The organism is Bradyrhizobium sp. 62B, assembly GCF_030272265.2.
Taxonomy (GTDB): domain Bacteria; phylum Pseudomonadota; class Alphaproteobacteria; order Rhizobiales; family Xanthobacteraceae; genus Bradyrhizobium.
The window spans coordinates 2,822,886-2,836,763 of record NZ_CP092841.2; the positions used below are offsets into that span (position 1 = coordinate 2,822,886).

The window sequence follows — 13,878 nt, forward strand, 5'->3', positions numbered from 1 at the left end:
GGCGGGCGGCGCATGGTTGATGAATGGTTAATGCCGGATCTCGCAGAATAACAATGCGATTTCAGTAGCTTGACGGCGCTAAGCGGTCATCAGGCTGCTGGCTGCTTCCGGCAGGTCGCGCATGTGATGGATCAGCCGGTCCGGCTTCAGCTCGGCGATCGGCACGTCCGTATAGCCGAAGCTGACCCCGATGACCGGCACTCCGGCCCGGCGGGCCACCCCGACATCGGTTCCGGCATCGCCGACCATGAGGCTGGCTTTGACCGCGCCGCCGGCGCGCGCCACCGTTTCCCGGAAGATGGTCGGGTCGGGCTTCTGGACGCCAAAGGTGTCCGCGCCGCAGATCGCGGCAAAGCGGCGGCTGAGGTCGAGCTGGTCCAGCAGCCGCTTCGACAGCCATTCCAGCTTGTTGGTGCAGACCGCGAGGCGATGGCCCTGGGCCGCAAAATGATCGAGCGCGGCCTCGAGCCCCTCGAAGGGGCGGGATTCGACCGCGATATGGTCGGCGTAATAGGCGATGAAATCCGCGGTCATCCGGTCCATGTCGGCCGGGGTGACGCTGCGGCCCTCCGCTTCCAGCCCCCGCTCGATCAGCTTGCGGGCGCCGGCGCCGATCATGTTGCGCGCCGAGGCCATCGGCACCGGCGGCAGGCCTTCGCGGTCGAGCACGTGGTTCAGCGCGGTGATCAGGTCGGGCGCCGTATCCACAAGCGTGCCGTCGAGATCGAAGACGATGGTGTGAGGGGTCATGACCCCAGCGCTACCGGCCCCCCCGTGTCCGCGCAAGGGGCGGGCCCATAAGATCACCTTATAGGCGTGTTCCCAGACCCTGTTCTCCGGGGGAAAACGAGGCTACATAGGCCGCCGAAAGCGGCCATGATCGGCGGCAGATCTCCCAGATTTCAGAAGGCGGGCCCAGACGTGAACATGGACCAGTTGAAGCGACAGGCTGCTGCCCGCGCGCTCGAAGAGGTGCGGGACGGCATGCAGCTGGGGCTCGGCACCGGCTCGACCGCCAAGCATTTCGTTGAGCTGCTCGGCGAGCGCGTCGCCGCCGGGCTGAAAGTGATCGGCGTGCCGACCTCCGAGGCGACGCGCCTCGACGCGACGCGCTGCGGCGTGCCGCTGACCACGCTCGACGAGATCGACCATCTCGACATCACGGTCGACGGCGCCGACGAGATCGATGCCGAGCTCAACCTGATCAAGGGCGGCGGCGGCGCGCTGCTGCGCGAGAAGATCGTGGCGGCCGCTTCGGATCGTATGATCGTGATTGCCGATGACACCAAATGGGTGCCGACGCTCGGCAAATTTCCGCTGCCGGTCGAAGTCATCCCGTTCGGCCTCGGGGCGACACGGCGGGCGATCGAGAAGGCATTTGCGCAATGCGGCGTTTCCGGGCAAATGGCGGTCCGCAAGGGCAAGGACGGCCACGTTTTCGTCACCGACGGCGGCCACTGGATCGTCGATGCCCAGCTCGGACGTATTGTGGATCCACCCGGCCTCGCCAGGGCGTTGAGCACGATCCCCGGCGTGGTCGAGCATGGATTGTTCATCGGCTTGGCCAGCTCTGCCGTTCTGGCGGGTGGCGAGGGAATTCGCGTGATTGAACGGCGCAAGCCGAAAGGAGACCAGGAATGAAGAGCGTTTTGAAATTCTTGCCGGCCGCGACGCTCGTCGTGGGATTGGCCCTTACGGCCGCCCCGGCCGTGGCGCAGCAGCCCGCCCAGCCGAAGGCTGGCGCCGCACCTGCCCAGCCGAAGGCCTCGCCCGCGGCGATTGCGGCGGCCAAGGAGATTTTGCAGATCAAGAACGCCAATGCGATGTATGCCGGCGCCGTACCCGGCCTCGTCGAGAAGACCAAGATCGCGCTGACCCAGCAGAATCTGAACTATCAGAAGGACCTCAACGAGGTCGCTCCGATCGTGGCGCAGCAGCTCCAGGGCCGCCAGAACGAGATCGGCGAGGGCATGGCGCAGATCTATGCCAGCGAGTTCACCGAGCAGGAGCTGAAGGATCTCGTCACCTTCTACAAGTCGCCGCTCGGCAAGAAGCTGATCGACGCCGAACCGCGCGCCATCGGGCTCAGCATGGCCTTCATGAATTCCTGGGCCCAGAACTTCTCCGAGACCGTGATGGGCGCCTTCCGCGCCGAGATGCGCAAGCGTGGCAAGGAGATCTGAGCGCACCTATGTGAAGGGTGATTGCTGAAAGAGGTCGGAGTGGACAATGGCTGAATTCGACGTCGACCTCTTCGTCATCGGTGGCGGTTCGGGCGGCGTGCGTGCCGCCCGCATCGCGGCCGGTTACGGTGCGCGCGTGATGATCGCGGAAGAGTACCGCATGGGCGGGACTTGCGTGATCCGCGGCTGCGTGCCGAAGAAGCTGTTCGTGATCGGCTCGCATTTCCGTCACGAGCTCGAGGACGCCGCGGGCTTCGGCTGGACCGTTCCGCCCGCCACCTTCGACTGGGCGACGCTGATCGCCAACAAGGACAAGGAGATCGCGCGGCTGGAGGCGGCCTACACCGCCAATGTCGAGAAGTCGGGCGCGCAGATCGTCAAGAGCCGCGCGGTGATCGAGGACAAGCACACCGTCCGCCTGCTCGAAAACGACCGCAAGATCACCGCAAGATACATCCTGATCGCCACCGGCGGCGCGCCCAACCATGGCGCCTCCATTCCCGGCATCGAGCACGTGATCTCCTCCAACGAGGCGTTTCATCTCAAGAAGCTGCCGAAGCGGATCGTGATCCAGGGCGGCGGCTATATCGCATTGGAATTCGCCGGCATCTTCGCCGGCTTCGGCTCCGACGTCACCGTGATCTATCGCGGCGACAACATCCTGCGCGGCTTCGACGAAGACGTTCGCGCCCATGTCCGGAGCGAAATGGAGAAGCAGGGCATCACCATCCTCACCGGCTGCACGGTCGCCAAGGTCGATCGCCACGGCGAGGAGTTCACCACGCATCTGTCGAACGGATCGAGCCTTGCTTCCGACCAGGTGATGTTCGCGATCGGCCGCCATCCGGCGGTGGCCAATCTCGGCCTGGAGAAGGCCGGCGTTGCCATCAATCCTGCCAATGGCGGCATCGCGGTCGACCATTTCTCGAAGAGCTCGGTCGACAGCATCTACGCGATCGGCGACGTCACCCATCGCTTCAACCTGACCCCCGTCGCGATCCGCGAGGGCCATGCCTTCGCCGACACCGTGTTCGGCAAGCGCGAGGTGCAGGTGGACCACGCCAACATCCCGACCGCGGTATTCTCGCAGCCGGAAGTCGGCACTGTCGGCCTGACGGAGACCGAGGCGCGCGCGCAGTTCAGTCACGTCGACATCTACAAGACGACGTTCCGCCCGATCAAGGCGACGATGTCGGGCCGCGATACCCGCGTGCTGATGAAGCTCGTGGTCGACGGTGCGACCGATCGCGTGCTCGGCTGCCACATCGTCGGCGATGCCGCCGCCGAGATCACGCAGGCCGTCGCGATCGCGGTGAAGATGAAGGCGACCAAGGCCGATTTCGACGCGACGATCGCACTGCATCCGACCGCGGCCGAGGAACTCGTCACCATGCGCACGCCGAGCGCGCGCCACGTGCGACAGGCGGCGGAGTAGCCCCGGCGCTCAGCCGTAGAGATATCCGACCGGCTTGCCTTCCGTGCGCAGCGGACGAACGTCCCTTTGCGTGATGATCCGGCCGGCGAGGCCGTCGATCTCGTCGCGCTGCGTCGGCGTCCAGCTGCGCAGCTCGTTCATGCCCTTGAGCAGGCCGAGCCGGAGCACCTGCGTGTTCTCGCCGACGCCGACAAGGCTGATCGAAGCCTTGCCCGCCGTCACGACATCCCCGGCTGAGAGTTCAAGGCTCTCGCCAGACGCCTTCTTGAATTCCGCCGTGCCGCGAATGACGCGATAGATCACGACCTCGCCCTTGGCGAGCGAGGCGGCGTCCGCAGCGGCCGACGTGCTCTTCGGCAGCAGCGACTGGCCGCGCGGGTCGGTTGCGATGATGTGGCCGGTGACGAGATGACCGCTCGGCACCTCGATGCCGATATCGCGTATGTAAACCGGCAGCGCCGATTTGATCGCGCCGTCCGCGAGCGGCTTGAACAGCGCATCCAGCGCCAGGGGATCCTGCAGCCAGAAGCCGGCATCGGCCGGCCGGTTGTGCAGCTTGTGGCTCCAAGCCACGCGCGGTGTCTCGGCCTCGTCGATCTGGTCGGGACCGACGATGGTCGGATTCGGAAAGCTGGTGGGATCGGTGATGAAGGCTTCGAGGAACTTGCCGGAATAGCCCATCGAGATCGGGTCGGGCACGACCGTCTGGGGCGTCTTCAAATTCTGTTCGGTTGGCAAGCCCGACCAGGTGTAGAACAGTTGGCGATGCACGATCGCGCTTTGCAGCATCACCGCGCCAGGGCCGACATTGTAGAAGCGCCCGTCATAGTCGAATGTGAAAGCGCCCGAGGTGACCAGCACGAGCTGGAAGCCGCCGGGTGGAAGATGCAGATGAAAGTCGGTGGGGCCGGTGTCGGGACGGTAGATCGGCAGGTTGGTCGCGACTTCGTGCAGCAGGAAGGTCTCATTGTTGGCGTGAAAGCCTTCATTGGCGCGATTGTAGAGCGCTTGCGGGCGATAAGTCGCCTCGAACGTCGCATTCCGGTCGCGGTCGATCGCGACGAAGTCCTGCATGTTGAGGCGGAGCGGCGCGCCATTCGGACGGGTGAGGCCGGTCGTCTCGAGATCAACCACGGCATGCACGTTCATGACGTTCTCCGCTCCGCGCCGTTGCTTCGCTGACGACGTCATTGCGAATTCCGGGCCAGTTGATTTGCGGAGCGGCGAGCGCGCCTACGCCGTGATGCGCGCGTGCCGTTCGGGATAAAATCCGGTGGTTGCACGGGACGTTAGACGATGACCTGCTCTGATCGTTCGATGCCGTGCGAGCCGCGCCCGCTTTCGGGGCAGCGGCGGGACCTGTCTAATTTGTCAGCAAGCCTCATCAGGACGCGTGCAGCGGTGTTGCCGGAGATCGGCGCGATGCCGCCCTTGCGATCGGCGATAACATCGCGACCGCCAGGGCGGCGATTGACAGATTGTTCATGTTTTGTTCTTATGCTGAGACCGAGATGGAGGCAGCCATGGACAACCGCATCAGCGAGATTCGAAAGACCATCAGAGCACTCCGCGTCAGCATGCGCGAAGCTGAGGCGATCATGCACGAGCAGATCAACCGCGACGAGGACTGCAGCTTCGTGGCGCATGAGGTCATCAAGATGCGCCAGGTCATGGGCCTGCTCGCGAAGGAACGGATCGCGCTCGGCGATCACGACCCCATCCTCGTGAACAATTTCTTCATCCCGCGGCGCCGGCCGACGCGAAAGCCGGTCGCGGCGTTGTCCCTCACCGCCGAGTCCGTATTCCGTCCGCGCGTGGTGGCGCGGGTTTGACGCGGCAGGACGCTCACTCAAAAGCGCGAGGCGCGGCCCGATCCGGCTTGCCGGCCGGGCTGTCGGCCCACTTCGCCATCTCCATGGCCTGGGCGTCGACGCCCTCGCACCAGAAACAGCTCGGCCGCGCGCGGCCGTTCTCTGACAGGATCGGAACCAGGCTGTGGCCGCAACCGGCGCAGCAGGCGATGTCAGTCATGCGTTCCCCCAAGGCGTACAAATTCAGAAATGACGTTCTCGTTCGCGAAGCTTGCGCGGGCGCTATGACGGCGCCGGCGTAGAGCGTCCGATGGGCGCGCTCGTCCCTGAGATCGTCGATGTAGCGATCCATCGTGACACGGCTGCGATGTCCTCGCCGTTCTCGCGATAGGCGCGAAGCTGGAATTCGGCCGAGCTGCCGCGGTCCACAATGACGCGGCAATGCTCGATCTCGGCGGCGCAGCCCAATGCGTCCGCGTCCCCGGCGGTGTCGTCGATGATTCGCGACAGCATCTCCGAGATCGTGACCGGTCCGTCTCGGGAGGCGAAGATGCAATCGGTTCCGTAGCGCTGGGCGCGCCATTTGTTCTCCACCGCGATCGCGCGCTCGACCACCGTGACCTCCCGCGACAAATGAGGCCGCAGATAGAGGTGGCGCGTCAGGCAGCGATACAGCGAGGCGATGGCAACGGCATCGTCGACGAAGGTGCAGGTGTCGGGCGCACGAAGCTCCAGCGTCGGGTGCCGCATCGAAGGACGCATCGCCCACCAGATGTGGCTCTCGTCGGGTATCACGCCGGAGCGCTGCAGGGCGCCGACATATTCGTCGTAATCCCGCCTGGTCTCGAACAGCTCGGGGAGGCCGGTGCGCGGCAGCTCGGAATAGGCGGCGAGCCGGTAGCCCTTCAGTCCGGTCTTGTGCGAATTCCAGAACGGGGAGGAGGCCGACAGCGCGATGAACAGCGGCAGATGCGGCAGCATCGCCCGCATCACCGCCATGCGCTTCTCGGGATCCGGCAACTGGACGTGCACATGCATGCCGCACATCATGTTGCGATGGCCGATGCTGCGCAGATCCTCGATCATCTCCTCATAGCGCGGCTTCGGGCTCGGCTGCGACATGCGCCAGACCGCCGTCGGATGCGTGCCGCAGGCCATGATCACGAAGCCATATTGCGCGGCGACGTTCGCGACTTCGCGCCGCAGGAAGCGGAGCTCTTCGCGGGCGTCGTTGACGTCGACGTGAACGTTGGTGGCGACCTCGAGCTGGGATTGCAGCATCTCGCGCATGGCCTGGCCGCCGGTCGACCAGTTCGCCGATTCGAACAGCGCATTGGGCGTTTCGATCGCGACCTCGAAGCTGCGGCGATCGGCGAGGAAGTATTCCTCCTCGATTCCGAACGAGTATTCGGCCGCCTTGCCGCCGCCACCCGCCGAGCGAATCACCAGATGCTGCTTGTCGTCAGAAGGATCCAGCCGAAGGAGTTTCAAAACGTCTGAAGCAAAAGTCATGTCCCACCCGGCAAAGGTCACCTGCCGGCACTAATCCTTCTAACAGGGACGGGTTCCCGCCCGTTGCCACTGCAAATTGTCACGTCGAAGGGAACAATCTTCACGCTTTCTGACTCGCGCGCGATCAACGCGTGATTGGGCGGCACTTCGGTCCAATTCTCTTCCTTATCGAACGGCTCGGACACGACGATGACCTGGCCGCCGTCCTCGCGGAAATAGAGTGTGTTCGCGGCGTCGTTGACCGCGACGCGGAAGGCGTAGAGATCCTTGCCGTTGGCGATCGCACTGGTGAAGCGCAGCCGTTCGCGCAAGTGGCCTTCGTTGACGAGGCCGACGAGGGCCTGCAGCACGCGCTGCGTCGCCTGAAGCGGATCGCTGTCGAGACCGGCGCCCATCATCGCCAGGAACACGGCTTCCGAGTCGGTCGTGCCCAGTCGCGACGGATAATAGGCATCGGGAATCAGCGCCTCGACCTTGCGCCGCAGCCGATTCCAGCTTCCGACGAATCCGTTGTGCATGAACATCCAGTGGCCGCAGGCGAAAGGATGGCAATTCTGCCGCGTCACCGCCGTGCCGGTAGCGGCGCGCACATGGGCAAAGAACAGATGCGAGCGCAGATGCCGGCAGAGGTAGCGCAAATTTTCGTCCGACCAGGCCGGCCGCGTCTCGCGATACAGGCCGGGTTCCGGATGCTCGCCGTACCAGCCGAGACCAAAGCCGTCGCCATTCGAGCCCGCCGTCGATTGCAGCGAGCGGATGCTCTGCGCGATCAGCGAATGCTCGGGTTCGGTGACATAGGGCTCGAAAGACGTCGTCTCGCCCCGGTATGCGATCCAGCGGCACATGGAAGTCCCTATCGGCGGCGGATGGGTCGTGAGTTGCACTAACCGAAGTGCCGCACGGTGGTTCCCGGCGCGAAGCGGTTATCCCGACCGAAAGCCTTCGGTGTTAGGATGCAGGTGTCGAGATCGGAGACCGAGATGAACGATCAAGCCATATTGGCGGCGCTTCAGCGCCATTGGGAGGCTTCGGACGCCAATGATTTCGATGCCGAGCACGACATCTATCGCGACGACGCTGTGCTCGACTATCCGCAGTCGGGCGAGCGCATCAGCGGTCGCGGGAACATTCAGGAGAGCCGGTTCGTACAGCCGAACCGGAAACGCTTCACGGTTCGACGGATCGTTGGCGGTGGCAATCTTTGGGTGAGCGAATTCGTGCTGAGCTATGACGGGGTGCCGTCGTATGTCGTGAGCATCATGGAATTTCGCGACGGCTTGGTGGCGCACGAGACGCAATATTTCGGCGATCGCTTCGATCCTGCGCCGTCGCGGGCACATCTAGTCGAGCGTCGCACGAACGTTTGACCAAACCCGCCACGCGGAACCCGATGCGGCGGCTGGTCGCAGTCATCTCGCCTTGATTCCGACAGGCCCACCTTTATCTCTGACACGAACAAGAATCCGGGCCCCTCTGGCGAGGACGCCGACGATGTCGGCAAACCTCGTGATGTCGGATGACCTGTCCCGCGCGAATGCGATGGATTGGCCGATCGTCGGGCCTTGGACGTTCTCTCCGACCATTCGTCCCCATCGCAGCTCCGTGCGGTCATTTCGCAAGATAAGGGAGCAACGATGACTGACGCCAAGCATTCAAATCCTGTCGAGATCGAGATCGCGGAGCCGTCCAGCCTGAACGAGCAGGCTGCAGCCGCGCTGGTGATTGCCGGCGCGCTCGTCGCCGTGGCCGACCGGCAGGTTTCGCCGGTCGAGCGCGACGAGGTGATCCGGTTCATCAGGGATCGCGGATTGGCGCCGCATATCGACGACGAGCGGCTGTTTGCGATGTTCGACGCACTCGCCGAACGGCTGGAGGAACCGGATTTTGCCAATGTCGTGATCGACACGCTGCGGCCGGTCTCGAACATGCCGTTGTCGTCACATCTGATGGAACTGTCGGAGCGAGTCGCGGCCGCCGACGAAGACGTCCATCCCCACGAAGTGCAGGCGATCAAATTGCTGCGCTTGCTGACGCTGGCGCTGCCGCGCGCCAAGCCGGTCAACTCGGGTGAGGGGCGCATCAAGCAGCAGATGGACACAAAGGAGTAAGCATGAGCGCAGCATCGAACGAGCGTACCAACGAGGCCGCAGGCCCCGCCAGCAAACTGGCGGGCGGTGACCCGCGCTTTGAGAGGCTCGTCGATCGCCTGCCGCCGCGCATGGGTGACACGGTCACCTATCTGCTCAAACCGTCGAGCCGTTGGGTCAGAATCCCCTCCGGCGCGCTGCTCATTGTCGGCGGCGTGCTGTCCTTCCTGCCGATTCTCGGCGTCTGGATGCTGCCCCTCGGTCTCGCGCTGCTCGCCGAGGACGTGCCTGCGCTGCGCTCCTCACGTTCGAAGGTCCTGGATTGGGTCGAGCGGAAGAAGCCGCATTGGCTCGAGCCGTCTGCACCGAAAAATGACCAGACATGATTGAATTCATCACGCCCGATGCGCTGACTGCGCTCCTTCAAGTCGTCCTGATCGACCTCGTGCTCGCCGGCGACAATGCCGTCGTCATCGGCCTCGCTGCGGCGGGCCTGCCGGCCGAGCAGCGCCGCCGCGCCATCATCGTCGGCATTGCGGCCGCCACTGTGCTGCGCATCGTATTTGCCGGCGTCGCGACCCAGCTGTTGCAGGTCATCGGCCTGCTGCTTGCCGGCGGCGTGCTGCTGCTCTGGGTGTGCTGGAAGATGTGGCGCGAGCTGCGCGAGCAGTCGCATACGGGACGACTCGCGTTCAGCCATGGCGGCGGCGCGGATGCCGCCCCGGCGCAGCGGAAGACCTTCGGCCAGGCCGCGGTCCAGATCGTTGCCGCCGACGTCTCGATGTCGCTCGACAACGTGCTCGCTGTTGCGGGGGCCGCGCGCGAGCATCCCTACATCCTCGCCTTCGGCCTGTTGCTGTCGGTCGCGATGATGGGCGTCGCCGCCGATCTGCTTGGCCGCGTGCTCCAGAAGCATCGCTGGGTCGCCTATGTCGGCCTCGCGATCATCATTTACGTCGCGTTCGAGATGATCTATCGGGGCTCGCTCGAGCTCGCCCCCGTCATCGCGAGTCTCTGAGGCGAGGCTTCCTGTCTGCATTCCGGAGTGATCAATGACGTTTGAACCCAAAGCACCTTCGGCGCAGGCCGTGCCGCCGCGCCTCGGCCTGTTCGCCCAGCTCATCTTCGGCTCGCGCTGGCTGCAGTTCCCGCTCTATATCGGTCTCATCGTCGCGCAGGCCGTCTATGTGCTGCTGTTCCTGAAAGAGCTCTGGCATCTGGTTGCGCACTCGTTCGACGCCAGCGAGCAGCAGATCATGCTGGTCGTGCTCGGGTTGATCGACGTCGTCATGATCTCGAACCTCCTGATCATGGTGATCGTCGGCGGCTACGAGACTTTCGTCTCCCGGCTGAATCTGACCGGCCATCCCGACGAGCCCGAATGGCTCAGTCACGTCAATGCCAGCGTGCTGAAGATCAAGCTTGCGATGGCGATCATCGGCATTTCCTCGATCTCGTTGCTCAGGACCTTCATCGAAGCCGGCAATCTCGGCACCACGCGCAGCAATTTCACCGAGACCGGCGTGATGTGGCAGGTGCTGATCCACCTGACCTTCATCATCTCGGCGGTCGGCATCGCCTGGGTCGACCGCCTCAGCGAGAGCGCCCATCGCGAGAAGGCCGCCCACGACTGAGCAACCTGGCCGTCTCAATTACCTCCCGAGCGGCCAATCCTGAGCCCGCCTGATCCTCAGATCCGGCGGGCTCTTTTTCGAGATAAATAAAATTGTCTGCAATCCACTCAGCGGCGGCAAACCGTGCGGACAAGAAGTGTGGTGCCTTAAACCAGGTCTTTGGAACCGATCTGCATCCTGCTCGGAAAAGGGCAGGGCTATCGGCATGTCAATTCTCAGGGAGATCGTCGCAGCGGTTGCTGGAGTCTACGCACTCCTGCTCGTCTGCGACGCATTGTTCGGGGTCGGCGAGGTGCGCTTCGACGACAATTATTACCGCGCGAGCTTCTATGCGCCGCGGCCGAAGGAGTTTCGGTTTGCGACAGACACGCCGCCGGCGGTCCGCGTCAGCGAAGCGTTCGCTCTATTCTCGGCAGGCGAGGCCAAGCCGACCCGGCGCTACTCGTCGCTGACGACCATCATTCGCTGACGCGGTCTCACTCGCCCTGGACCCATTCCGCCAACCCGCGCCACAGCGTGTCGCGGTGGTCGGGGCGGAAGAAGCCGAAATGGCCTATTCCCTTGGCGCCGACATCTGACGGCGTCACTGTCAGCACCTCGGGCTTGATCGCAGTGAATCCGCTCGCGAGCAGTTCGACCGCCGGCCGCGTCGCCCAGGGATCGTCGGAGAAGCACAGCGCGCGCAGCTCGCCCTTGAACTTTGCAAAGTTGTCCAGCGCCGGCAGCTTGGAATCGAAGAGATAGCGCGGGTTCGAAACCCACTCGGCCCATTGCAGGAAGACGCCCTTGGGCAGATCCTCGCCGACGCCGGCCCAGCCCGGCGCATAGCCGAGCGCGTAGGTCAGCGGCACACCGACAAAATTCATGAAGGCGAAGACGCGGTATTTTTCCGGCGAGGTCATCAGCCGCCAGGTCGCGGCCTGCGAGGCCACGAAGGCGGCGCGTGATATGTCCGTGTTGTTCGCGATCAGCCCGAGCGCCTGGCCGCCGAAGGAATGACCGATATAGGCGAGCGGCAGCGTGTTGTAGCGCTCGCGCATCCAGCGCACCGCGGCAGTGACGTCGAGCGCGGCCCAGTCCGACATCGAGGCCTTGAAGCCGACCAGCGATTTCGGCTGGTTGTAGCCGACCATCGCCGGCAGGCGGGAATCGCCGATGCCGCGGTAGTCGTAAGTCAGCACTGCGCAGCCGCGATGGGCGAGGTAGGACGCAAAGCCGCGATAGATCTTGCGCGGGACGGCGGTCGCGGAGTTGATCAGCACGGCATGGCGCTTGGCGCCCCGCGGCAGGAACAGGGTGCCGGTCAGCCCATACCCGTCGGTCGCCGGGAAGCTGATCTCGTCGATGAAAACGTCGAAACGGATTTACAACTGGCGGGGTGGAGCCAGCCTGTGTATAAGGCGGCCCTCGCAACCCCTAGATCAGGTTGCACTTTTTTGCTTCACGGAGAGATTGTGATGTCCGAGCGGTGGACGCCCGAGTCCTGGCGCAGCAAGCCGGTGCTACAGGTGCCCGACTATCCCGACGCCAAGGCCCTGGCCGACGTCGAGGCGCAGCTTGCGACCTTTCCGCCGCTGGTGTTCGCGGGCGAGGCGCGCAATCTGAAGAAGGCCTTGGGCCGGGTCGCGGCCGGCGAGGCCTTCCTGCTGCAGGGCGGCGACTGCGCCGAGAGCTTTGCCGAGCACGGCGCCAACAACATCCGCGATTTCTTCCGCGTGCTGCTCCAGATGGCGGTCGTGCTGACTTATGCCGGCGCGGTGCCTGTGGTGAAGGTCGGCCGCGTCGCCGGCCAGTTCGCCAAGCCGCGGTCATCGCCGACCGAGAAGATTGATGGCGTCGAGCTGCCGAGCTATCGCGGCGACATCGTCAACGACATCGCCTTCACCAAGGAAGCGCGCGTTCCCGATCCGCAGCGCCAGCTGATGGCCTATCGCCAGTCGGCCGCGACGCTGAACCTGCTCCGCGCGTTCGCGACCGGCGGCTATGCCAATCTCGGCAGCGTGCATCAATGGATGCTCGGCTTCCTAAAGGACTCTCCGCAGTCGCGCCGCTACAAGGAATTGGCCGACCGCATCTCGGACGCGCTGAATTTCATGCGCGCCTGCGGCCTCGATCTCGAGGCTCATCCGGAGCTGCGTGCCACCGATTTCTACACCAGCCACGAGGCCCTGCTGCTCGGCTACGAGCAGGCCATGACCCGCGTCGATTCCACCACCGGCGACTGGTACGCGACCTCGGGCCACATGATCTGGATCGGCGACCGCACCCGCCAGCTCGATCACGGCCATATCGAATATTTCCGCGGCATCAAGAATCCGATCGGGCTGAAATGCGGCCCGTCGCTGAAGCCCGACGAGCTCCTGAAGTTGATCGACGTGCTCAATCCCGACAACGAGCCCGGCCGGTTGACGCTGATCGGCCGCTTTGGCTCGGACAAGGTCGGCGAGCACCTGCCGAACATGATCCGCGCCGTGAAGCGCGAGGGCAAGGTGGTGGTCTGGTCCTGCGATCCCATGCACGGCAACACGATCACCTCGACGTCGGGCTATAAGACGCGCCCGTTCGACCGCATCCTGTCCGAGGTGAAGTCGTTCTTCGCCATCCATGCCGCCGAAGGCACCCATGCTGGCGGCGTGCATCTGGAGATGACGGGCCAGGACGTCACCGAGTGCCTCGGCGGCGCCCGCGCGATCACGGACGAGGACCTCAACGACCGCTATCACACGGTCTGCGATCCCCGCCTCAACGCCGAGCAATCCATCGACATGGCCTTCCTGGTCGCAGAGCTCCTCAAGCAGGAGCGCGCCGGCAAGGCTCAGCCGATGCCGGTCGCAGCGGGGCTCTAAAACCTTGTTGCGGATCTGGAAGGCCACGATCAATTCCCGTAACGGTCTGGCCTTTGCGATTGGATCGGAGCAGGCCGTCCGCGAGGAGATCTTTGCGCTCCTGCTGTCGGTGCCGCTCGCCTGGTTGATCGGCGCGACCGCGATGCGGGCCGTCGAACTGGTCTGTGCCGTTGCCTTCGTGCTGGTCGTCGAGCTGCTTAACACCGCGATCGAAAAGCTCGCCGACCGCCTGACCATGGACCACGACAAGCAGATCGGCCGGGTCAAGGACATGGGCTCGGCCGCGGTTGGCGTCGCGCTGCTGATGGCCGGCGCGTTCTGGATCTTCGCCGTCGTCGAGCGGTTGGGTTTCGTCTAACGCGGATCGAAT

The 13,878-nt window shown here is 64.3% G+C and carries 18 protein-coding genes; 12 read left to right on the plus strand and 6 right to left on the minus strand.

The genetic code is table 11. From position 1 onward, the window contains the following. Positions 1-78 precede the first annotated feature (78 nt). Positions 79-750 (minus strand): HAD family hydrolase, encoded by a 672-nt coding sequence (locus ML401_RS13120; protein ID WP_194407436.1) that lies wholly within the window; start codon positions 748-750, stop codon positions 79-81. A 171-nt stretch (positions 751-921) separates the two neighbouring features. Between ML401_RS13120 and rpiA the strand changes: the two genes are divergently transcribed. The 3 genes from rpiA to gor are packed head-to-tail and all read left to right on the plus strand — an operon-like array spanning position 922 to position 3,618. After that, a complete protein-coding gene (rpiA, locus tag ML401_RS13125) occupies positions 922-1,641 on the plus strand; it encodes a ribose-5-phosphate isomerase RpiA (protein ID WP_194407437.1) in 720 nt (239 codons plus the stop codon). Further along, a complete protein-coding gene (locus tag ML401_RS13130; protein WP_194407438.1) occupies positions 1,638-2,183 on the plus strand; it encodes a DUF2059 domain-containing protein in 546 nt (181 codons plus the stop codon). The genes rpiA and ML401_RS13130 overlap by 4 nt, the downstream gene beginning before the upstream one ends. A gap of 46 nt (positions 2,184-2,229) precedes the next feature. Continuing rightward, positions 2,230-3,618, plus strand: coding sequence for a glutathione-disulfide reductase (gor, locus tag ML401_RS13135; protein WP_212066815.1), 1,389 nt, complete (start codon positions 2,230-2,232; stop codon positions 3,616-3,618). A 9-nt stretch (positions 3,619-3,627) separates the two neighbouring features. On the opposite strand, the gene ML401_RS13140 is transcribed toward gor, so the two are convergent. Further along, positions 3,628-4,767, minus strand: coding sequence for a hypothetical protein (locus ML401_RS13140; RefSeq protein WP_285812179.1), 1,140 nt, complete (start codon positions 4,765-4,767; stop codon positions 3,628-3,630). A gap of 374 nt (positions 4,768-5,141) precedes the next feature. On the opposite strand from ML401_RS13140, the gene ML401_RS13145 reads away from it, so the two are divergent. Then, complete coding sequence (locus ML401_RS13145) at positions 5,142-5,450, plus strand: hypothetical protein (RefSeq protein WP_246776461.1); 309 nt, start codon at positions 5,142-5,144, stop codon at positions 5,448-5,450. A 13-nt stretch (positions 5,451-5,463) separates the two neighbouring features. On the opposite strand, the gene ML401_RS13150 is transcribed toward ML401_RS13145, so the two are convergent. From ML401_RS13150 to ML401_RS13160, 3 genes are all read right to left on the minus strand, one after another. Continuing rightward, on the minus strand, positions 5,464-5,649 hold the full coding sequence (locus tag ML401_RS13150; protein WP_194407441.1) for a hypothetical protein: 186 nt from the start codon (positions 5,647-5,649) through the stop codon (positions 5,464-5,466). Positions 5,650-5,711: 62 nt separating this feature from the next. After that, the gene (locus ML401_RS13155; protein WP_259205669.1) at positions 5,712-6,941 is read right to left on the minus strand and encodes a carboxylate-amine ligase; all 1,230 of its coding nucleotides are present in this window, start codon (positions 6,939-6,941) and stop codon (positions 5,712-5,714) included. Between the two features lie 17 nt (positions 6,942-6,958). Further along, on the minus strand, positions 6,959-7,786 hold the full coding sequence (locus ML401_RS13160; protein ID WP_285812180.1) for a class II glutamine amidotransferase: 828 nt from the start codon (positions 7,784-7,786) through the stop codon (positions 6,959-6,961). Between the two features lie 135 nt (positions 7,787-7,921). Between ML401_RS13160 and ML401_RS13165 the strand changes: the two genes are divergently transcribed. From ML401_RS13165 to ML401_RS13190, 6 genes are all read left to right on the plus strand, one after another. After that, positions 7,922-8,308 carry a nuclear transport factor 2 family protein gene (locus ML401_RS13165; protein ID WP_212066807.1) on the plus strand — a complete coding sequence of 129 codons (387 nt, stop codon included), beginning with the start codon at positions 7,922-7,924 and terminating at the stop codon, positions 8,306-8,308. A gap of 267 nt (positions 8,309-8,575) precedes the next feature. Then, the gene (locus ML401_RS13170; protein WP_285812181.1) at positions 8,576-9,049 is read left to right on the plus strand and encodes a TerB family tellurite resistance protein; all 474 of its coding nucleotides are present in this window, start codon (positions 8,576-8,578) and stop codon (positions 9,047-9,049) included. 2 nt (positions 9,050-9,051) lie between these two features. After that, positions 9,052-9,414 carry a hypothetical protein gene (locus ML401_RS13175; protein WP_285812182.1) on the plus strand — a complete coding sequence of 121 codons (363 nt, stop codon included), beginning with the start codon at positions 9,052-9,054 and terminating at the stop codon, positions 9,412-9,414. After that, the gene (locus ML401_RS13180) at positions 9,411-10,046 is read left to right on the plus strand and encodes a TerC family protein (protein ID WP_285812183.1); all 636 of its coding nucleotides are present in this window, start codon (positions 9,411-9,413) and stop codon (positions 10,044-10,046) included. Before ML401_RS13175 ends, ML401_RS13180 begins: the two co-directional genes overlap by 4 nt. Positions 10,047-10,080: 34 nt before the next feature. Continuing rightward, the gene (locus ML401_RS13185) at positions 10,081-10,662 is read left to right on the plus strand and encodes a TIGR00645 family protein (RefSeq protein ID WP_285812184.1); all 582 of its coding nucleotides are present in this window, start codon (positions 10,081-10,083) and stop codon (positions 10,660-10,662) included. Positions 10,663-10,867: 205 nt separating this feature from the next. Next, on the plus strand, positions 10,868-11,131 hold the full coding sequence (locus ML401_RS13190; protein ID WP_194407449.1) for a hypothetical protein: 264 nt from the start codon (positions 10,868-10,870) through the stop codon (positions 11,129-11,131). A 7-nt stretch (positions 11,132-11,138) separates the two neighbouring features. Here ML401_RS13190 and ML401_RS13195 read toward each other — a convergent pair whose 3' ends face one another. Next, entirely contained in the window at positions 11,139-12,026 is an 888-nt protein-coding gene (locus ML401_RS13195; protein ID WP_285812672.1) for an alpha/beta fold hydrolase, read from the minus strand. Between the two features lie 93 nt (positions 12,027-12,119). On the opposite strand from ML401_RS13195, the gene ML401_RS13200 reads away from it, so the two are divergent. Together ML401_RS13200 and ML401_RS13205 are read left to right on the plus strand one after the other, a co-directional pair. Further along, positions 12,120-13,508, plus strand: a complete 1,389-nt coding sequence (locus ML401_RS13200) for a class II 3-deoxy-7-phosphoheptulonate synthase (RefSeq protein WP_194407451.1) — start codon at positions 12,120-12,122, stop codon at positions 13,506-13,508. 4 nt (positions 13,509-13,512) lie between these two features. After that, positions 13,513-13,866 carry a diacylglycerol kinase gene (locus ML401_RS13205; RefSeq protein WP_194407452.1) on the plus strand — a complete coding sequence of 118 codons (354 nt, stop codon included), beginning with the start codon at positions 13,513-13,515 and terminating at the stop codon, positions 13,864-13,866. The last annotated feature ends 12 nt before the right edge of the window (positions 13,867-13,878 follow it).